Genomic DNA, 18817 nt, shown 5'->3' with positions numbered 1-18817 from the left:
GCCTGCCGGCGCGTTTGCATACCTGACTGATTTGCCCCTCACACCACGAGGCACCTTATGATCCGCGAAGAATTCCTGCGCTTGGCCGCTGACGGTTACAACCGCATTCCGTTGGCCTGCGAAACCCTGGCCGACTTCGACACGCCGCTGTCGATCTACCTGAAACTGGCCGACCAGCCCAACTCCTACCTGCTCGAATCGGTGCAGGGCGGCGAGAAGTGGGGCCGCTATTCGATCATCGGTCTGCCGTGCCGCACCGTGCTGCGGGTTCACGATCATCACGTCAGCATCACCGTTGATGGCGTCGAGACCGAAAGCCACGACGTGGAAGATCCGCTGGCCTTCGTCGAAACCTTCAAGGCTCGCTATAACGTGCCGACCATTGCCGGTCTGCCGCGTTTCAACGGTGGCCTGGTCGGTTATTTCGGTTACGACTGCGTGCGTTATGTCGAGAAGCGTCTGGGCAAGTGCCCGAACCCGGATCCACTGGGCGTGCCTGACATTTTGTTGATGGTCTCCGACGCGGTCGTCGTTTTTGACAACCTCGCCGGCAAGATGCACGCGATCGTGCTGGCCGACCCTGCGCAGGCGGATGCCTTCGAACAAGGTCAGGCGCAATTGCAGGCACTTCTGGAAAAACTGCGCCAGCCGATCACCCCACGCCGAGGCCTGGACTTCAGCAAACAGCAATCGGCTGATCCGGTGTTCCGTTCCAGCTTCACCCAGGACGATTACGAAAAAGCCGTCGACACCATCAAGGAGTACATCCTTGCTGGCGACTGCATGCAGGTTGTGCCGTCGCAGCGTATGTCGATCGACTTCAAGGCTGCACCGATCGATCTGTACCGCGCCCTGCGTTGCTTCAACCCGACGCCGTACATGTACTTCTTCAACTTCGGCGACTTCCACGTTGTCGGCAGTTCGCCGGAAGTGCTGGTGCGCGTTGAAGACAACCTGATCACCGTGCGCCCGATCGCCGGTACTCGCCCACGTGGCGCCACCGAAGAAGCCGATGTGGCGCTGGAAGAAGACCTGCTGTCGGACGATAAAGAGATCGCCGAGCACTTGATGCTGATCGATCTGGGCCGTAACGACACCGGGCGCGTTTCGGAAATCGGCTCGGTGAAACTCACCGAGAAAATGGTCATCGAGCGTTATTCCAACGTGATGCACATCGTCTCCAACGTCACCGGCCAGTTGAAAGAAGGGCTGACGGCGATGGACGCGTTGCGAGCGATTCTGCCGGCCGGCACCTTGTCGGGTGCGCCGAAGATTCGCGCGATGGAAATCATCGACGAACTGGAGCCGGTCAAGCGTGGTGTTTACGGCGGCGCGGTCGGTTACTTCGCCTGGAACGGCAACATGGACACCGCGATTGCGATTCGCACGGCGGTGATCAAGAACGGCGAACTGCATGTGCAGGCCGGTGGCGGTATCGTCGCCGACTCGGTGCCGGCGCTGGAATGGGAAGAGACCCTGAACAAGCGCCGCGCGATGTTCCGCGCTGTGGCCCTGGCCGAGCAAACCCCGGACTGATCACTGATCTTCCCTGTGGGAGCGAGCCTGCTCGCGAAGAGGCCGTGTCAGTCACCATTGATGTTGGCTGACTTAGCGCTTTCGCGAGCAGGCTCGCTCCCACAGGGGGGCATATGTTTGGCAATAAAAAAGCGGCGCCTGTGAGGGCGCCGCTTTTTTATGACCTGCAACAGCCCTGTAGGAGCTGCCGCAGGCTGCGATCTTTTGATCTACCGCTTAAAAATCCAACACAACCCCGACATTCACACCCTGCTGGGTAAAATCATCATCCTTGCGCAACGAATACCCGCCGCGCAGCGCCAGATCAGCCGTCAGTTTGTGGCTCACGCCCAGACTCAAGCGGTTCAGATGACTCTGCGGCGTATAGCCCTCAAGCTTGAAGTCATTCGCCGGCAAGGTGTTGAGCGCGATGCGGACCTTCTGCACATCATCTTCGTACTCACGCTCGTGAGCGTATTCGCCAAACACCTGGGTTTGCGGGGTGATGTTGTACTTGCCCTGCAAGCCCAGACCCAGACGCTTCGAGTCACGGGTCTGATCATCGAAGGTCAATGCCGTGGCGCGATTGCTCTTCTCTGAATAACCATCGACATCAACGCTGGCGTAGTCGGCGCTGACGAATGGCGACAGGTGCCACTCGCTGCCCGGCTGGGCAATGTCGTAACCGACACGCGCGCTGAAGGCCCAGAGGCTGCCGTCAGTGTCGCCTTTCTCCGCACCTTCGCTGGCGCCAAGATCGAACTTGCGTTTGAGGTTGTCGTAGTCGAGTTTGCCACCGGTCAACGCTGCATCAGCCCACCAGCGATTTTGCTGGTACTGGGCAAATGCCGTGGCCATGTAGCTGTTGAGTTTATAGTCCGAGTCGTTATGGCCGGCCTCCAGATTCTGTCGATAGAAGCCGCCTGCCACACCCACGCGCCAGGCTTCATTCAAGCGATAGCTGCCGCCGACGTTGAGGTTGTAACCGCTGCCATCGGCGCTGGCGCCGCTGCTTTGGCTGTCGACATCCAGATGCTGGCCGCCCGCCGAAACAATCGCGCGCCATTGGCCAACCGCTTGCCAGTTCTCCCAATCCGCCTGCCATTGGTTGCGCAGTTCGTCTTGGTGCGCGCGCACGGTGGCGTGGGCCATTTCCGGCAGCAGCGTCAGCTCCCACGGCGCGGCGAGGAGGGAATAGGCGTAGTCGGAGATCAGTTTTTGCCCGGCTTCGGTCGGGTGCACGCCGTCGTTGTAGATCAGTTTGCTCGGGTCGGGGGTCGCGCTGTTGATGCCGTAACGGGCGTTTTCCGGGCAGCTGCTGCCACTGAAGCAGGTCGCAGTGAGGTTCTGATCGGTCGCCAGGCCAAAGCGTCCCGGGTCGGCAAACACTTCCGAGAGCAAGACCGGAATGTTCAACGGAATGATTTCGGCATTGATGCCTTGCAGGCGTGTGACCAATTGACTGTTGAACTGGGTGGCAAGTTGACTGCTGAAGGCTTGCAATGGCGTACCGTTGATGGCTGGGGTCAGGCCAACGTCAGGCAACAGCCAGACCATCACGTATTTGGCGCCGGCGGTTTGCAGCGTCTGCACACTGTCGGCGAGACGATCCGCCGCGGCGTTGGCTTGCGGCAGGCTGAGAATGCGCCCTTGCAGGAAGTCGTTGCCGCCGCCGGAAATGTAATACAGCGCATTCGGGTCGGCGCGGAAGCCGTTGGAGGGCAGGTAACCGGCGCGGGTGCGTTCGCCGGTAGCGGATTGCGTGGTGATCGAGTCGAGGATCTGGTCGGTGCGATAGCCGCCGACCGCCCAGTTGTTGCCGTCCGGCTGGCCGTTTTCGGCGCGCACGGCGGAGCTGGAAGAGGCTGTCTGGTCTGGCGAAAAGCCAAGGCGTCCGCCGAGCAACTGCGTGGAGTTCAACGAATACAGTTCACCGCTGCCATTCTGATACACCGGCCCGGTCCGGTTGGTGTAACGCTCGGTGGAGCCGGCCGGTCCGCCAGTGTCGGCGAAGGTTCCGGCGTCATTCAGACTGTCGCCGAAAACTATGAAATTCGAATAGGGATTGGGTGCAGCATTGGCCTGAGCACAAGCCAGTGCGAGCAGGCAGCCAGCCAGCGGGACAAACAGCGTCTGTTTGATCATGAGCAAGTCCGTTTATTTATTGTTGTAGGTGAACGAAACGACAGTACCAAAAACTCCCGGCGTTTTGCCATCGGTCGCGAATCCTCCCCAGCTTTTATCTCCCGCAGCCCCGGCCATATTGCACGCTCCGCCCAGCTAAGTTACTGTGCCGGAACGTATGAACGAGACCTTCCCCGTGTTGATCACCAGCAAACCTCTGGATCAAGTCATCAAGGCACACGCCCGCTGGCGTTGGCGCGCCTGAATCTTTTCTGCCGGCCCTGCCGGATCTGTATCGCTTTGCCTTCCTTGCCTGTTTGAAATGCCGCTGTGCCGACGCATCTACCTGCGTCCGACATCGTGCAGCGCCCTGCGGGCAAGTGATCTGAAGGCTGTTTTCAAATCAGAATTCAAGAGGTTCGACACGCCATGTTGCTGATGATCGACAACTACGACTCCTTTACTTACAACGTTGTGCAATACCTCGGCGAGCTGGGTGCCGACGTCAAAGTCGTGCGCAACGACGAATTGACCGTCGCCGAAATCGAAGCGCTGAAACCTGAGCGCATCGTCGTATCGCCAGGCCCTTGCACGCCGACCGAAGCTGGCATCTCCATCGAAGCCATCAAACACTTCGCCGGCAAGCTGCCGATCCTCGGTGTCTGCCTTGGCCACCAGTCCATTGGCCAGGCGTTTGGCGGCGATGTAGTCCGCGCCCGCCAAGTGATGCACGGTAAGACTAGCCCGGTATTCCATGAGGACAAGGGCGTTTTCGCAGGTCTGAATCATCCGCTGACGGTTACCCGTTACCACTCGCTGATCGTCAAGCACGATACTTTGCCCGATTGCCTGGAGCTGACCGCGTGGACGCAACACGACGACGGTTCGGTCGACGAAATCATGGGCCTGCGTCACAAGACCCTGAACATTGAGGGCGTACAGTTCCACCCCGAGTCGATCCTGACCGAGCAAGGCCATGAACTGTTTGCCAACTTCCTCAAACAAACCGGCGGCACGCGCTAAGGACTTCCCATGAATATCAAGACAGCCCTGAGCCGTATCGTCGAACACCTCGACCTCAGCACCGATGAAATGCGCGACGTGATGCGCGAAATCATGACCGGCCAATGCACCGACGCGCAGATCGGCGCGTTCATGATGGCCATGCGCATGAAGAGCGAAAGCATCGACGAGATCGTCGGCGCCGTGTCGGTGATGCGTGAGCTGGCCGATCAGGTTGACCTGAAAACCCTCGACGGCGTCGTCGATGTGGTTGGCACTGGCGGTGACGGCGCAAATATTTTCAACGTGTCGACGGCTTCTTCCTTTGTTGTCGCGGCAGCCGGTTGCACCGTGGCCAAACACGGCAACCGTGCGGTATCGGGCAAGAGCGGCAGCGCCGATTTGCTCGAAGCCGCCGGCATTTATCTGAACCTGACGCCGGTTCAGGTCGCCCGTTGCATCGACAACGTCGGCATCGGTTTCATGTTTGCCCAGACCCACCACAAAGCCATGAAGTACGCCGCCGGCCCGCGCCGCGATCTCGGCCTGCGTACGCTGTTCAACATGCTCGGCCCGCTTACGAATCCGGCCGGTGTGAAGCATCAGGTAGTGGGCGTATTCAACAAGGCGCTGTGCCGGCCATTGGCCGAAGTCTTGCAGCGTCTGGGCAGCAAGCATGTGCTGGTGGTGCACTCGAAGGACGGTCTGGATGAATTCAGTCTCGCCGCACCGACCTTTGTCGCCGAGCTGAAAAACAACGAAATCAGCGAATATTGGGTCGAGCCGGAAGATCTGGGTATGAAGAGCCAGAGCCTGCACGGTCTGTCGGTCGACGGCCCGGAAGCCTCGCTGGCGCTGATCCGCGATGCCCTCGGCAAGCGCAAAACCGAGAACGGCCAGAAAGCCGCCGAAATGATTGTGCTCAATGCCGGTGCAGCGCTGTATGCCGCTGACGTGGCCAGCAGTTTGAAACAGGGTGTCGAGCTTGCGCACGACGCGCTGCACACCGGTCTCGCTCGGGAAAAACTCGAGGAGCTGGGTGCCTTTACCGCGGTATTCAGAGTGGAGAATGAGGGATGAGTGTACCGACGGTTCTGGAAAACATTCTGGCGCGCAAAGTTCAGGAAGTCGCCGAGCGTAGTGCTCGCGTCAGCCTGAGCGAGCTGGAAAGTCTGGCCAAGGCGGCCGATGCACCCCGTGGTTTTGCCCAGGCATTGCTGGCGCAAGCCAAGAAGAAACAGCCTGCGGTGATTGCCGAAATCAAAAAGGCTTCGCCAAGCAAAGGCGTGATCCGCGAGAACTTCGTTCCCGCCGACATCGCCAAAAGCTATGAGAAGGGTGGGGCGACTTGTCTTTCCGTACTGACCGACATCGATTACTTCCAGGGCGCTGATGCGTACCTGCAACAGGCTCGTGCCGCGTGCAGCCTGCCGGTGATCCGCAAGGATTTCATGATCGATCCGTACCAGATCGTCGAGGCCCGTGCGTTGGGCGCCGACTGTGTGCTGTTGATCGTCTCCGCACTGGATGACGTGAAAATGGCCGAACTGGCCTCGGTCGCCAAAGGCGTCGGTCTCGATGTGTTGGTCGAAGTGCACGACGGCGATGAGCTGGAACGTGCATTGAAAACCCTCGACACGCCGCTGGTCGGGGTCAACAACCGTAATCTGCACACGTTCGATGTCAGTCTGGAAACCACCCTCGACCTGCTGCCGCGCATTCCGCGTGATCGTCTGGTGATTACCGAGAGCGGTATCCTCAATCGTGCTGATGTCGAACTGATGGAAATCAGCGACGTGTACTCGTTCCTCGTCGGTGAAGCGTTCATGCGTGCGGAAAATCCGGGCACTGAACTGCAGCGTCTTTTCTTCCCGGAGCGAGGCGTGTCGATCAGCGGTTCGACCCTCGACTGATTCGCTCCAGACCGAGTCGACGCCATCGCGAGCAGGCTCACTCCTACAGGGGAACGCGTTCCAATTGTAGGAGTGAGCCTGCTCGCGATGAGGTACTAGAAATCCCCAAAGATTCCAGATCTGCCGGAGCCTTCCATGTCGCTGCCAACCCCTCTGACCATCGAAGCCGGCCTGCAAGCCGAACAGGATTTGCTGGCCTCGGTCTGCGCCGGCGACTCTGAATTCGGCCTGCTGTTCTGGCAACCCAGCGATCGCGCCCTGGTCATGCCGCGCCGCCTCAATCGTCTCCCCGGTTTCGACCACGCTTGCGAAGTCTCCGCCGCCGCTGGCTGGCCCGTCCTGCTGCGCGAAACCGGCGGCGAACCCGTGCCGCAATCTGCCGCCACTATCAATATCGCTCTGGTCTACGCACCACCGCGCAGCGAAGGCGATCTGAACCGTATCGAAACCGGCTACCGTCGTCTCTGCGATCCGATCTGTCAGTTACTGGATGAGTTGGGTGGCACATCATCGTTGGGTGAGATCGACGGCGCTTTCTGTGACGGTCGTTTCAACGTCAATCTCGACGGTCGCAAGATGGTCGGCACCGCCCAGCGCTGGCGCCAGAGTCAGGGTGGACAGCGCCCGGTCGGTCTGGTGCACGGGGCGATGCTGATGGATAACGAGCGCGAATCGATGGTCGCCGCGGTCAATCGCTTCAACGAAGCGTGCGGCCTGGAGCAACGCGTGCGGGCTGAAAGCCACATCGCCCTGCATGAGAAATTCAACGCGCCACAGGCCTTGGCGCGTCTCGATGAGCTGTTTCGTTTGATGCTGGCGCAGATGTACAGCGCCTGATATTCGGGCTTAGCGCGTTCCGAAGACCACCATGGTCTTGCCTTTCACATCGACCAGGTTGCGTTCCTCAAGATCCTTGAGCACGCGACCGACCATCTCCCGCGAACAACCGACAATCCGCCCGATTTCCTGACGGGTCACCTTGATCTGCATGCCGTCCGGGTGGGTCATCGCATCTGGCTGCTTGCACAGTTCCAGCAGACAACGTGCTACCCGGCCAGTGACGTCGAAGAACGCCAGATCACCAACCTTGCGTGTGGTGTTGCGCAGGCGTTGTGCGATTTGTCCGCTGAGGACGTAAAGAATGTCCGGATCCTGCTGCGACAATTCGCGGAACTTGGCGTAACTGATTTCCGCTGTTTCGCATTCGACCTTGGCCCGCACCCAGGCACTGCGTTCCTGTTCCTGGCCGGCTTGTTCGAACAGACCCAGCTCACCGAAGAAATCCCCGGCATTGAGGTAGGCGATGATCATTTCACGACCGTCGTCGTCCTCGATCAGGATCGTTACCGAGCCCTTGATGATGAAGTACAGCGTGTCCGAACGATCGCCCGCACAGATGATGTTGCTTTTGGCTGCATGACGACGGCGCTGACAATGCATCAGCAGCTTGTCGAGGTTCTTGATTTTGGGTGTGGGGGTAATAGCAACCATGGTTGTATCCCGAAAAGACTGCACGGTGATGTTTGATTTTTTTATGAGGCGCTGAAGGCGGTCGCTGCACAGCTGGCATGGGCGCCAGCGAATTGGCGCCAGCTTAACAGACACTTCGTCGAAAATTCGAGAAATTACCTACACCGCAGAGGCGTCCGTCCTAGGAACGCCGCCCGCTGTCCGGGCAAAGTGCTGTGCTAAGCTGGCGACCCTTTTTTCAACAGTGGAGTCTTGGCGATGAAGGCACGCATCCAATGGGCTGGCGAAGCCATGTTCCTCGGCGAATCCGGAAGTGGTCATGTCGTAGTGATGGACGGTCCGCCGGACGCCGGTGGTCGTAACCTGGGTGTTCGCCCGATGGAAATGCTTCTGCTGGGTGTTGGCGGTTGCAGCAACTTCGACGTGGTCAGCATTCTGAAGAAGTCCCGCCAGGCCGTGGAAAGCTGCGAAGCCTTCCTGGAAGCCGAGCGCGCGACCGAAGATCCGAAGGTGTTCACCAAGATTCACATGCATTTCGTGGTCAAGGGCCGTGGCTTGAAAGAAGCCCAGGTCAAACGCGCGATCGAGCTGTCCGCCGAGAAGTATTGCTCGGCTTCGATCATGCTCGGCGCGGCTGGTGTGGCGATTACTCACGATTACGAAATCGTCGAACTCGGTTGAACCGACATTCAACTATCATAAAAGCAGTGCAGACTCTGGCGATCCCCCGCTGACGTCTGCATAATGCGCCACTTTTTTCAGGGCAGTGATCGGTCAGCCGATGGATCAGCCGCCTGAACAGATAACCAAAATCGCCATCGCGAAGAGGTGTTAACCGTCCTACGCAGGTGCGTTGTTCGCACTTGACGGGCATGCTTGATCACGCGGCCGGGCCGCATACATAGAGAGTTTTTAACGGTGAAAAGCAAACTCAAGCTCCACGGGTTCAATAACCTGACAAAGACCTTGAGCTTCAACATCTATGACATCTGCTACGCGGAAACCCCGCAAGACCAGCAGGCTTACGTCGAGTACATCAATCAAGAGTACAACGCGAAACGCCTGACGCAGATTCTCACAGAAGTTGTCGAGATCATTGGTGCCAACATCCTGAACATTGCCAGTCAGGACTATGAACCTCAGGGCGCCAGCGTCACGATTCTGATTTCTGAAGAGCCGGTAACCCCGACTGAAAGCCAGATCGAAGAATCGCCGGGCCCGTTGCCCGAAATTATCCTGGCCCACCTCGACAAGAGCCACATCACGGTGCACACCTACCCGGAAATTCATCCGGACGACGGTATTGCCACCTTCCGTGTGGACATCGACGTGTCGACTTGTGGTGTCATCTCACCGCTGAAAGCGCTCAATTTCCTCATTCACCAGTTCGATTCGGACATCGTGACTGTGGATTATCGTGTGCGCGGCTTCACCCGTGACGTTGAAGGCAACAAGCACTTCATCGACCACGAGATCAATTCGATCCAGAACTACCTTTCCGAAGACACTCGCGACGCGTACCAGATGACCGACGTGAACGTGTACCAGGAAAACCTGTTCCACACCAAAATGCTGCTGAAGAACTTCGAACTGGATAACTACCTGTTCGGCGACGCCACCAGCAACCTGTCCCCTGAGCAGCGCGCTCAGGTGACAGACCGGGTGAAACACGAAATGCTCGAAATCTTCTATGCGCGCAACATGCCGACCTAAGATTCCCGGGCACAAAAAAGGCGACCTTTCGGTCGCCTTTTTCATTTCTGCCACCCCCCCCCCCTGTGGGAGCGAGCCTGCTCGCGAAGGGGCCCTCTGCAGCAATATCATTCTCAGATCCGATAAGTACTCTTGGTCATCACCTTGGCCAGAATACTCATCCCGAACTTCACCGGCGCCGGAAAACGGAAACCTCCAGCCTCCAAAGCACTTTCGGCATGATGTTCTTCATCAATGCGCATCTGCTCGAGAATCGCCCGGGATTTCTCGTCCTCCGCTGGCAACTGCTCCAGGTGTTCGTTCAAGTGCTTGCACACCTGATGCTCGGTCGCCGCGACAAAACCGAGGCTGACCTTGTCGCTGATCAATCCGGCCACCGCGCCAATCCCGAACGACATCCCGTAAAACAGCGGATTCAAAACGCTGGTATGGCTGCCCAGCTGGTGAATGCGTTGCTCGCACCAGACCAGATGATCAATTTCTTCTTCGGCAGCGTGCTCCATGGCCTCGCGTACCTGCGGCAGCTTGGCAGTCAACGCCTGCCCCTGATACAGCGCCTGGGCGCAGACTTCACCGGTATGGTTGATGCGCATCAGGCCGGCGACGTGGCGGGTGTCTTCGTCGCTCATCTGCGTGTCCGGCTGCAAAATCGCTGGCGACGGACGGTACGGCTGGCCACTGAAGGGCAACAGGGTACGCATCGCGGCATCGGCTTGCAGCAGAAGACGGTCAATCGGCGAGTAGTGACGTTGGGTAGTCATGCTGACCTCCGGGAAGAATCTCGGCGGCCAGTTTAACCGAATCGGCCGGGGGAAGGTTTGCGCTGGGTCATTTGCTGCGCGGTCATGCTTTTTTGTGGGAGCGAGCCTGCTCGCGAAGGCGGAGTGTCAGGCACAGATACATTGAATGTGCCGAAGTCTTCCCGAGCAGGCTCGCTCCCACAGGGGGAAGGGGCGTGCCTTAGCCCGGCGGCCAGTTCATCTGTCGCTGACCGAGTACGTGCATATGAATGTGGTAGACGGTCTGCCCACCCTTTTCATTGCAGTTCATCACCACGCGGAAACCTTCCTCGCAGCCCAGTTCCAGCGCCAGACGCTGCGCAGTGAACAGGATATGCCCGGCCAAAGCCTTGTCGTCTTCGGTCAGATCATTGAGGGTTCGCACCGGTTTCTTCGGGATCACCAGGAAATGCACTGGTGCCTGAGGGGCGATGTCGTGGAACGCCAGAACCTGGTCGTCCTCGTAAATGATCTTCGCCGGGATTTCCCGGTTGATGATCTTGGTGAACAGAGTATCCACTGCTGTTTTCTCCGTTGTTTGGCTGGTCTGAGTGTACTCAGGGCGGCTTATCCCGCCCAGTGTTTTACCTGTAGGGCATTTCAGCGCGGGCAGTAAGCCTTGTTGACCATGCCGACAATGGTGCGATTGAGCCAGCGCGAACCCAGTCGCGGCAGGAACGCGAACCAGCGGTTGCGCCGCCCCGGAATGATGATCGCGCGGTTCTTGTCGAGGGCGCGCACGGTGTACAGCGCGACCTCCTCGGGGCTCATCAGCAATTTACTGTCTTTGAGTTTGTCGCTGTTGAGCTGTGCCGTGCGGAAAAATGCCGTGCGTGTCGGGCCGGGGCAGAGCACCGAAACCTTGACCGCGCTTTGTTTGAGCTCAACCCGCAAGGCTTCGGAGAAGTGCAGAACATACGCCTTGCTGGCGTAGTAAGTGCTCATCCACGGGCCGGGATTGAACGCTGCCACCGAGGCGACATTGAGAATCTGCCCGCCACCTTGCAGCGCCATGCTGTTACCGATGGCGTGGCACAAGCGGGTGAGGGCGAGGATATTCACCTCGATCAGATCCTGCTCGGTCATCCAGTCCTGCGCGAGAAACGGGCCGCAGGTGCCGATGCCGGCGCAATTGACCAGCAAGTCGATCTGCCGGTCGCCTTCTTCCAGTTCCAGCAAAAAACCGGACAGGCGCAGCGGCTCGCCCAGATCGCAGGCGCGGAACAGCACTTCAACACCGAAGCGTTGGGTCAACTCGATCGCAATACTTTCCAGCTGATCACGCTGTCGGGCCACCAGAATCAGGCTGCGGCCGCGCCGGGCCAGCGCTTCGGCCATGGCCAGGCCGATGCCGCTGGAGGCGCCAGTGATCAGAGCGTAACGGGTCATGCAATTCTCCATCGCAACAGCTCCGCGCCAGCGACGCGGGTGTCACGGCGGGGAGCGCTGTTCATTCTTTTGCAGAGTCTACAGGGGCCTGCGCCGCTTCGGCTGCTTCGTCGGCGGAATCCACGGGTGATTCGACCTCTACTTCGACTTCATCAGTAGTTACTGAGCCACTTTCGTAGCTGCTTTCCAGGTTGCTTTCGTATTCCTGCTGTATGGCCGAAATCCCGCCAAGCATTCCACCGGCAAAGACCAGCGCGAAAAACACGATCCACAGTGAGCACAAGACTTTCACTGCGGTGCTGTTGGGCGGCGGCGGAGGCCCGTAACGGTTGGCGCCGGTGTTGCCCGGCACAACCATGATGACCAGCGGGAAGAAGCTGCCCACGAACGGCACCAGGTTCAGCAGCCACAGCCAACCCGACCAGCCGATGTCGTGCAGTCGTTGAACGCTGAACAGAATGCTGACGATCAGGAAGGCGACAAACAGGAAGAAGGCGAAGATGCCACCGATGATCAGGCCAGTGGTGGAATCGCCGCTGACCAGCCCCAGAGCCAGCAGGGCGAACACGCCGACAATGGGCAGGGTCACCAGGCTCAGGACCATTGTCCATGCCAGAAATCGCAGGCGGCCGATTCGCCCTTCGACGCTGAACGGCTTGAGCGTGGCGAACGCCGGCAGACTCTCGCCGACGGTGGCGCGCGGTGGTGCGTAAGGGGAGTCAGGTTCCGCTATGGCAGCTGAATGCTCGTGTACGTCGGAGAGATTCAGTTCGATCGTCGTTTCAGCTTCGATGCGCGCATCGATCCCGGTTTTGCTCAGCGCTTGCAGATAGGTCTGCGCATCGCTGTGGGACAAATCACGTTTGAGTGCGACGGTGCGGCCGTTGAACAGGCGCTCGATCGCGGCCACATCACTTTTGAACAGATCCGCCAGATTGAGTTTGGCAGTGGTGATATCGACACCGGGCTGTAGAGCTCCGTCGAATACGATCTTGTAACGGGGTTCGCTCATGGCCGAGGCATCCTTGTCGCGAATAGATTGAAAGGTCAGCAGTGTAAGGCCAGTCCGTCGGGGCTGGCCTGGTTTTTCTTAGCGTGGCCAGTGTTTCGTAAGCTGTGTCGCGTTTTCCTGTGCCTGACGATATTCAGCGTCCAGCCGCGAGATCAATTGATCCACGTTTGGCAAGTCATCGATCTGCCCTACACCCTGACCGGCGGACCACACGGTTTTCCAGGCTTTGGCTTCATCGCTGATCGGCTTGAGCTTGTCGCCGAAATTCACTTCGCCTTTGCCTTGCAGAGCGGCCATATCGAAACCGGCGGCCTCCAGGCTCTGGCGCATGAAGCTCGCCGGCACTCCCGACACCGCTGGAGTATGAATGATGTCCGCAGCCTTGGCTGTCAGCAGCATCTCTTTGTACGCGTCAGGCGCATGACTTTCCGTCGTGCCGATAAATCGCGTACCGAAGTAGGCCAAATCCGCACCGAGCAGCTGTGCGGCGAGGATCTCATGGCCGTGGTTAAGACATCCTGCAAGCAGCAGGGTTTTATCGAAAAACTCTCGGATCTCGGCGATCAGTGCAAACGGACTCCAGGTACCGGCATGGCCCCCGGCGCCGGCGGCGACAGCGATCAAACCATCGACGCCGGCCTCAGCCGCTTTCTCGGCGTGGCGGCGAGTGGTCACGTCATGGAACACCAGACCGCCATAGCTATGCACCGCGTCGACCAGTTCCTTCACCGCGCCGAGACTGGTGATGACAATCGGCACTTTGTGTTCGACACAGATGTTCAAGTCCGCCTGTAAACGCGGGTTGCTGTTGTGCACGATCAGATTCACTGCATACGGCGCCGGGTTCTCCAGTGTCGCCAGGCCCGCTTCGATCTGTTCCAGCCACGCTTTGAAGCCGCTGCTTTCGCGTTGGTTCAGGGCCGGAAAACTGCCGACCACGCCATTGCGGCAGCAGGCGAGCACCAACTCAGGATTGGAAATCAGAAACATCGGCGCGGCCACTACAGGCAGACGCAGACGTTGTTCGAGCAGAGCGGGCAGCGACATGATGAACACCCCAAAGATCTGTACTTGTTGAAGTTAGAACGGCTTGACCACGACCAGAATTACGATAGCCAGCAATATCAGAACCGGGACTTCATTGAACCAGCGATAAAAGACATGGCTGCGGGTGTTTTCGCCACGGGCAAAACGTTTTACCTGCGCGCCGCACATGTGGTGGTAGCCGATCAGCAGGACGACGAGTGTCAGTTTGGCGTGAATCCAGCCGCCCATGCTGAAGATGGTCGGATTGAGGTAAATCAGCCAGCCACCGAAGATCAGCGTAGCGATCATCGCCGGGCCCATGATGCCGCGATACAACTTGCGCTCCATGACGCTGAAGCGTTCCTTGCTGATCGTGTCTTCGCTTTGCGCGTGATAAACAAACAGTCGCGGCAAGTAGAACAGTCCGGCAAACCAGCAAACGATGCTGACAATGTGAAAAGCTTTGATCCATAGATAGAGCATTTTTAGTTATTTCCTTAATCACGGTAGGCCAGATAGTAGAGGCTTGAGCGTCCGCACGTCACCTTGACGGTTGTCGCAGGGCCGCGCGCGCCCTATTATCGACGGCTTTCCAGTGGGTTCTTTGAGGGCAGGTTATGGTCAAGGTCGGTATCGTCGGCGGCACGGGTTACACCGGTGTCGAACTGCTGCGTCTGTTGGCGCAGCATCCGCAGGCAGAAGTGGTTGTGATCACTTCCCGATCCGAGGCCGGTCTGGCCGTGGCTGACATGTACCCGAACCTGCGCGGCCACTACGATGGCCTCGCCTTCAGCGTGCCGGACATCAAGACCCTCGGTGCTTGCGATGTAGTGTTCTTCGCCACGCCGCATGGTGTTGCGCACGCGCTGGCGGGTGAATTGCTGGCAGCGGGCACCAAAGTGATCGACCTGTCCGCCGACTTCCGTCTGCAAGACGCTGAAGAGTGGGCCAAGTGGTACGGTCAGCCGCACGGCGCGCCTGAATTGCTGGACGAGGCGGTTTATGGTCTGCCGGAAGTCAATCGCGAACAGATCAAGAAGGCCCGCCTGATCGCCGTGCCGGGTTGCTATCCGACCGCTACCCAGCTGGGTTTCCTGCCATTGCTGGAGGCGGGTCTGGCCGATACTTCGCGTCTGATCGCCGACTGCAAATCCGGCGTCAGCGGTGCCGGTCGCGGTGCGGCTGTCGGCTCGCTGTACTCCGAGACGTCGGAAAGCATGAAGGCCTATGCGGTGAAAGGTCACCGTCACCTGCCGGAAATCCGCCAGGGGCTGCGTCGCGCAGCGGGCAAGGATGTCGGTCTGACCTTCGTTCCACACCTGACCCCGATGATCCGTGGTATTCACTCCACACTCTACGCGACCGTGGTAGATCGTTCGGTGGATCTGCAGGCACTGTTCGAAAAGCGTTATGCCAACGAACCGTTCGTCGACGTAATGCCGGCCGGTAGCCATCCTGAAACCCGTAGCGTGCGCGGCGCCAACGTTTGCCGCATTGCCGTTCACCGTCCGCAGGATGGCGATCTGGTGGTGGTGCTGTCGGTGATCGACAATCTGGTCAAAGGTGCGTCGGGTCAGGCAGTGCAGAACATGAACATCCTGTTCGGTCTGGACGAGCGTTTCGGCCTGTCCCACGCCGGTATGCTGCCGTAACACTTTAAGCGGCATAGCCAAAAGGCCCGTTTAACGGGCCTTTTTGCATTGTGAACAGCTCGTCGGCTTTATTGATATACCGTAACAATAGTTGACCGATTTTCTCGGACAAGCGGATAATGCGCGTCATCACGCATTATGGCGGCGTAACGCCGGGAGATAGTCAGCATGAGCGTCGAATCCTTCACCCCCACGGCTTTGCAATTCACCCACGGTGCCGCGCACAAGGTGAAGAGCCTGGTCGATGAAGAGGGGAATGATCGCTTGAAGCTGCGCGTATTCGTTACGGGCGGCGGTTGTTCAGGGTTTCAGTACGGCTTCACCTTCGATGAGGATGTGGCCGAGGACGACACCATCGTCGAGCGCGAAGGCGTGAGTCTGGTGGTCGATCCGATGAGCTTCCAGTACCTGGCGGGTGCTGAAGTGGACTACCAGGAAGGTCTGGAAGGTTCGCGCTTCGTGATCAAGAACCCGAACGCCACCACGACCTGTGGTTGCGGATCATCGTTCTCGATCTGATCGCTTTTCGTTTCAGATAACAAAACGCCGCAGAGCCTTACGGTTCTGCGGCGTTTTGCTGTGTGCGAATTGATCAGGCCGGGTAGATGGCGCCGAGTACCCGCAGACCGCGTGCGCCGGTGACGCTTGGGCGGTTGGCGGCGATCCCTTCAAGGCAGCAATGGGCCAGCCAGGCGAAGGCCATCGCTTCCACCCAGTCCGGATCGACACCATGAGTCGCAGTGCTGGCGACGGTTGCCTTGGGCAGCAAGTCGGCCAGTCGCTTCATCAGTGTGGCGTTATGCGCACCGCCGCCACAGACCAACAATTCCTGAGTATCGGATTGAGCGCTTTGCAGCGACTCGATGATGCTCTGTGCAGTCAATTCAAGCAGCGTGGCCTGCACATTCTCCGCAGCAAAGGTTGGCAGATGTGAGAGATGTTTTTCCAGCCATGGCAGGTTGAACACTTCTCGGCCGGTACTTTTCGGGCCTTTGGTGACGAAGAACGGATCGCTGAGCAGTGCCTTCAACAGGGTTGGCTCAACAGAGCCTGACTTCGCCCAGTCGCCGTTGCGATCGTAGTTATCGCCGCGTTGCTGGTGAATCCAGGCGTCCATCAGAACATTCCCAGGGCCGCAGTCGAAACCGGCTACAGGCTTGGTCGGCTCTATCAGACTGAGATTGCTGAAACCGCCGACATTCAAGACCGCCTGGTTACCGGTACGCTCTTCGAATAAAGCTTCATGGAACGCAGGAACCAGCGGGGCGCCTTGACCACCGGCGGCGACATCGCGACTTCGGAAGTCGCTGACTACGGTAATACCGGTCAATTCAGTCAGCAGGGCAGGGTTGCCGATCTGCACGGTGAAGCCGCGCGCAGGCTCATGGCGGATGGTCTGGCCGTGGCTGCCGATCGCTCGAATATCTTGTGGTTTAAGGTTCTGCTGATCGAGGAGGGTGTTAATGCCCTGCGCAGCAAGTTTTACCCAGTTCTGCTGGGCAATTGCCGAGCGGGCGATTTCGTCAGGGCCGCTGGCGCACAAGCCGAGCAGCTCTGCGCGCAGTGATTCAGGCATGGGAATGTAGTGCGTGGCGATCAGCTTGATCGCCGAGGTCTGTTCGATCAGGGCAATGTCCAGACCGTCGAGGCTGGTTCCGGACATCACACCGATATAAAGGGCCATGGCTTAACGCTTGCTCGAAGCCAGCATGGTGGCCTTCTCTTGATCCATGCGCGCCATCAGCGGTTGGCTCTGTGCGAGGAAACGAGCGCGTTCGGCTTTGGCAATCGGGTCAGCCATTGGCAGCTTCTGGCCCAGCGGATCTACGTGAACGCCGTTGACCTGGAACTCATAGTGCAAGTGCGGGCCGGTGGACAGGCCGGTGGTGCCGATGTAGCCAATCACTTGGCCCTGTTTCACGGTACCGCCAGTCTTCACACCCTTGGCGAAGCCTTGCATGTGGCCATACAGCGTACGGTAGGTGTTGCCATGCTGGATGATAACGGTGTTGCCGTAGCCGCCACGGCGGCCGGCGAGCAGCACTTTACCGTCCCCGGCAGCCTTGATTGGCGTACCGCGTGGCGCAGCGTAATCAACGCCTTTGTGAGCGCGGATCTTGTTCAGGATCGGGTGCTTGCGGCCCATCGAGAACTTCGAGCTGATGCGGGCGAAGTCCACCGGAGTACGGATGAACGCTTTGCGCATGCTGTTGCCATCAGCGGTGTAGTAGCTGCTGTTGCCTTGCTTGTTGGTGTAACGCACAGCGGTATACGTCTTGCCGCGGTTGGTAAAGCGAGCGGACAGTATCGGGCCGTTGCCGACCGACTTGCCGTTGACCACTTTCTGTTCGTAGATCACATCGAATTCGTCACCCTGACGGATGTCCTGAGCGAAGTCGACGTCGTAACCGAAAACGCTGGCCATATCCATGGTCAGACTATGGGAGAGCCCGGCACGGGCTGCGGATTGTGAAAGCGAACTGTTGATTACGCCATGGACGTAAGCTGTGCGAACGGTTGGTTTTGCGGTAACCCGGTTGAAGGCATAACCCTTGTCATTCTTGGTCAGGGTAATGGTTTCGACGTCGCTGACCTTGCTGTGCAGGCTGGTCAGTTGGCCTTCAGGGTTCAATTCGAATTCGAGTTTCTGGCCGTGCCTGAGCTGGCTGAACTGCTTGGCCTGTTTGTCGCTGGCCAAGACCTCATGGACGGACGCAGCCGGCAGGCCGACTTTTTCGAACAGGGTCGACAGCGTATCGCCCTTGGCTACAACAACTTCACGATGCCCGGGGGCTTTCGGTTTTTCGGCGACTGGCGCAGGTGCGGCTTCTGCGGTTTGTGCGGTGTTTTCGTCAGTGTTTTCGATTTGAGCAAACGGAGAAGCTACTGGCTCATTTGTGGCTTGAACCGCGTCAGCAGCGTCTTGATCTTGTGTCAGTTGTTCAGCAGGACTTTCCAGTTCAAGACTCAGGGTCGTCTTTTTGGCTTCAACATCACTGGAAGGGAATACCAGGAGAGCCAGGCTAAGAAGGGCGGCGATTCCACTTGCGGCGAGCAGGTGGGTCTTCGGGTAAAGCGGCGGCGCTTTAGACGGTTCTGTGGTCATAGGTAATTTTGACTTTGAAAAATGATGAATTGGAAAAGATGAATGACATGATGAAGATGAAATAACTGTATAAAATATAACCAAATCATCTCTGAAGCAAGTCTACAGACCGCGCG

General features: G+C 58.5%; 19 protein-coding genes. 9 read left to right on the top strand and 10 right to left on the bottom strand.

Annotated features, from left to right (window positions below; translation table 11 throughout):
• The first annotated feature begins 57 nt into the window (after positions 1 to 57).
• Positions 58 to 1536 (top strand): anthranilate synthase component I, encoded by a 1479-nt coding sequence (gene trpE / locus PspS49_RS26740; RefSeq protein ID WP_127929986.1) that lies wholly within the window; start codon positions 58 to 60, stop codon positions 1534 to 1536.
• Positions 1537 to 1752: 216 nt separating this feature from the next.
• Here the strand turns inward: trpE and estP are convergent, their stop codons facing one another.
• Complete coding sequence (estP, locus tag PspS49_RS26735; protein ID WP_150749659.1) at positions 1753 to 3660, bottom strand: esterase EstP; 1908 nt, start codon at positions 3658 to 3660, stop codon at positions 1753 to 1755.
• A 408-nt stretch (positions 3661 to 4068) separates the two neighbouring features.
• Between estP and PspS49_RS26730 the strand changes: the two genes are divergently transcribed.
• The 4 genes from PspS49_RS26730 (at position 4069) to PspS49_RS26715 (ending at position 7391) form a co-directional block, all read left to right on the top strand.
• A complete protein-coding gene (locus PspS49_RS26730) occupies positions 4069 to 4662 on the top strand; it encodes an aminodeoxychorismate/anthranilate synthase component II (protein WP_007918806.1) in 594 nt (197 codons plus the stop codon).
• A gap of 9 nt (positions 4663 to 4671) precedes the next feature.
• The gene (gene trpD / locus PspS49_RS26725) at positions 4672 to 5721 is read left to right on the top strand and encodes an anthranilate phosphoribosyltransferase (protein ID WP_127929984.1); all 1050 of its coding nucleotides are present in this window, start codon (positions 4672 to 4674) and stop codon (positions 5719 to 5721) included.
• Positions 5718 to 6554: an indole-3-glycerol phosphate synthase TrpC gene (gene trpC / locus PspS49_RS26720; RefSeq protein WP_160042058.1), complete on the top strand. Its 837-nt coding sequence runs from the start codon at positions 5718 to 5720 to the stop codon at positions 6552 to 6554. Before trpD ends, trpC begins: the two co-directional genes overlap by 4 nt.
• 135 nt (positions 6555 to 6689) lie before the next feature.
• On the top strand, positions 6690 to 7391 hold the full coding sequence (locus PspS49_RS26715) for a lipoate--protein ligase family protein (protein WP_127929982.1): 702 nt from the start codon (positions 6690 to 6692) through the stop codon (positions 7389 to 7391).
• Between the two features lie 9 nt (positions 7392 to 7400).
• Here PspS49_RS26715 and crp read toward each other — a convergent pair whose 3' ends face one another.
• Entirely contained in the window at positions 7401 to 8045 is a 645-nt protein-coding gene (gene crp / locus PspS49_RS26710; RefSeq protein ID WP_008088598.1) for a cAMP-activated global transcriptional regulator CRP, read from the bottom strand.
• A 237-nt stretch (positions 8046 to 8282) separates the two neighbouring features.
• Here crp and PspS49_RS26705 point away from each other — a divergent pair, with 237 nt between their 5' ends.
• Entirely contained in the window at positions 8283 to 8705 is a 423-nt protein-coding gene (locus PspS49_RS26705; RefSeq protein WP_003228794.1) for an OsmC family protein, read from the top strand.
• A gap of 237 nt (positions 8706 to 8942) precedes the next feature.
• Positions 8943 to 9737 (top strand): adenosylmethionine decarboxylase, encoded by a 795-nt coding sequence (gene speD / locus PspS49_RS26700; protein ID WP_016983471.1) that lies wholly within the window; start codon positions 8943 to 8945, stop codon positions 9735 to 9737.
• Positions 9738 to 9850: 113 nt separating this feature from the next.
• On the opposite strand, the gene coq7 is transcribed toward speD, so the two are convergent.
• From coq7 to hemJ, 6 genes are all read right to left on the bottom strand, one after another.
• Positions 9851 to 10498: a 2-polyprenyl-3-methyl-6-methoxy-1,4-benzoquinone monooxygenase gene (coq7, locus tag PspS49_RS26695; RefSeq protein WP_008077993.1), complete on the bottom strand. Its 648-nt coding sequence runs from the start codon at positions 10496 to 10498 to the stop codon at positions 9851 to 9853.
• A gap of 199 nt (positions 10499 to 10697) precedes the next feature.
• The gene (locus PspS49_RS26690; RefSeq protein WP_003228789.1) at positions 10698 to 11036 is read right to left on the bottom strand and encodes a histidine triad nucleotide-binding protein; all 339 of its coding nucleotides are present in this window, start codon (positions 11034 to 11036) and stop codon (positions 10698 to 10700) included.
• Positions 11037 to 11116: 80 nt separating this feature from the next.
• Entirely contained in the window at positions 11117 to 11905 is a 789-nt protein-coding gene (locus tag PspS49_RS26685; protein WP_034155108.1) for an SDR family oxidoreductase, read from the bottom strand.
• Positions 11906 to 11966: 61 nt separating this feature from the next.
• Entirely contained in the window at positions 11967 to 12917 is a 951-nt protein-coding gene (locus tag PspS49_RS26680) for a DUF805 domain-containing protein (RefSeq protein WP_127929981.1), read from the bottom strand.
• A 78-nt stretch (positions 12918 to 12995) separates the two neighbouring features.
• Positions 12996 to 13964, bottom strand: a complete 969-nt coding sequence (locus PspS49_RS26675) for a nitronate monooxygenase family protein (RefSeq protein ID WP_127929980.1) — start codon at positions 13962 to 13964, stop codon at positions 12996 to 12998.
• Positions 13965 to 13997: 33 nt separating this feature from the next.
• Complete coding sequence (hemJ, locus tag PspS49_RS26670; protein WP_127929979.1) at positions 13998 to 14426, bottom strand: protoporphyrinogen oxidase HemJ; 429 nt, start codon at positions 14424 to 14426, stop codon at positions 13998 to 14000.
• A 134-nt stretch (positions 14427 to 14560) separates the two neighbouring features.
• Between hemJ and argC the strand changes: the two genes are divergently transcribed.
• Both argC and erpA read left to right on the top strand, forming a co-directional pair.
• Positions 14561 to 15595 carry an N-acetyl-gamma-glutamyl-phosphate reductase gene (gene argC / locus PspS49_RS26665; RefSeq protein WP_034155112.1) on the top strand — a complete coding sequence of 345 codons (1035 nt, stop codon included), beginning with the start codon at positions 14561 to 14563 and terminating at the stop codon, positions 15593 to 15595.
• A gap of 168 nt (positions 15596 to 15763) precedes the next feature.
• Positions 15764 to 16114: an iron-sulfur cluster insertion protein ErpA gene (gene erpA, locus PspS49_RS26660; RefSeq protein WP_008077999.1), complete on the top strand. Its 351-nt coding sequence runs from the start codon at positions 15764 to 15766 to the stop codon at positions 16112 to 16114.
• A 73-nt stretch (positions 16115 to 16187) separates the two neighbouring features.
• Here erpA and PspS49_RS26655 read toward each other — a convergent pair whose 3' ends face one another.
• Positions 16188 to 17279: an anhydro-N-acetylmuramic acid kinase gene (locus PspS49_RS26655; RefSeq protein WP_127929978.1), complete on the bottom strand. Its 1092-nt coding sequence runs from the start codon at positions 17277 to 17279 to the stop codon at positions 16188 to 16190.
• A 3-nt stretch (positions 17280 to 17282) separates the two neighbouring features.
• Positions 17283 to 18701 carry a peptidoglycan DD-metalloendopeptidase family protein gene (locus PspS49_RS26650; RefSeq protein ID WP_127929977.1) on the bottom strand — a complete coding sequence of 473 codons (1419 nt, stop codon included), beginning with the start codon at positions 18699 to 18701 and terminating at the stop codon, positions 17283 to 17285.
• Positions 18702 to 18817: the final 116 nt, after the last annotated feature.

It is taken from the genome of Pseudomonas sp. S49 (genome assembly GCF_009866785.1).
GTDB lineage: Bacteria > Pseudomonadota > Gammaproteobacteria > Pseudomonadales > Pseudomonadaceae > Aquipseudomonas.
Note: the sequence above shows the minus strand (reverse complement) of the source record. Positions and strands in the feature narration are given on the sequence as shown.

Excerpts from the sequence above, each read along its gene's own strand:
- trpE (WP_127929986.1), top strand. The coding sequence starts at position 58 with ATGATCCGCGAAGAATTCCTGCGCTTGGCCGCTGACGGTTACAACCGC.
- estP (WP_150749659.1), bottom strand. The coding sequence starts at position 3,660 with ATGATCAAACAGACGCTGTTTGTCCCGCTGGCTGGCTGCCTGCTCGCA.
- PspS49_RS26730 (WP_007918806.1), top strand. The coding sequence starts at position 4,069 with ATGTTGCTGATGATCGACAACTACGACTCCTTTACTTACAACGTTGTG.
- trpD (WP_127929984.1), top strand. The coding sequence starts at position 4,672 with ATGAATATCAAGACAGCCCTGAGCCGTATCGTCGAACACCTCGACCTC.
- trpC (WP_160042058.1), top strand. The coding sequence starts at position 5,718 with ATGAGTGTACCGACGGTTCTGGAAAACATTCTGGCGCGCAAAGTTCAG.
- PspS49_RS26715 (WP_127929982.1), top strand. The coding sequence starts at position 6,690 with ATGTCGCTGCCAACCCCTCTGACCATCGAAGCCGGCCTGCAAGCCGAA.
- crp (WP_008088598.1), bottom strand. The coding sequence starts at position 8,045 with ATGGTTGCTATTACCCCCACACCCAAAATCAAGAACCTCGACAAGCTG.
- PspS49_RS26705 (WP_003228794.1), top strand. The coding sequence starts at position 8,283 with ATGAAGGCACGCATCCAATGGGCTGGCGAAGCCATGTTCCTCGGCGAA.
- coq7 (WP_008077993.1), bottom strand. The coding sequence starts at position 10,498 with ATGACTACCCAACGTCACTACTCGCCGATTGACCGTCTTCTGCTGCAA.
- PspS49_RS26685 (WP_034155108.1), bottom strand. The coding sequence starts at position 11,905 with ATGACCCGTTACGCTCTGATCACTGGCGCCTCCAGCGGCATCGGCCTG.
- PspS49_RS26680 (WP_127929981.1), bottom strand. The coding sequence starts at position 12,917 with ATGAGCGAACCCCGTTACAAGATCGTATTCGACGGAGCTCTACAGCCC.
- PspS49_RS26675 (WP_127929980.1), bottom strand. The coding sequence starts at position 13,964 with ATGTCGCTGCCCGCTCTGCTCGAACAACGTCTGCGTCTGCCTGTAGTG.
- hemJ (WP_127929979.1), bottom strand. The coding sequence starts at position 14,426 with ATGCTCTATCTATGGATCAAAGCTTTTCACATTGTCAGCATCGTTTGC.
- argC (WP_034155112.1), top strand. The coding sequence starts at position 14,561 with ATGGTCAAGGTCGGTATCGTCGGCGGCACGGGTTACACCGGTGTCGAA.
- erpA (WP_008077999.1), top strand. The coding sequence starts at position 15,764 with ATGAGCGTCGAATCCTTCACCCCCACGGCTTTGCAATTCACCCACGGT.
- PspS49_RS26655 (WP_127929978.1), bottom strand. The coding sequence starts at position 17,279 with ATGGCCCTTTATATCGGTGTGATGTCCGGAACCAGCCTCGACGGTCTG.
- PspS49_RS26650 (WP_127929977.1), bottom strand. The coding sequence starts at position 18,701 with ATGACCACAGAACCGTCTAAAGCGCCGCCGCTTTACCCGAAGACCCAC.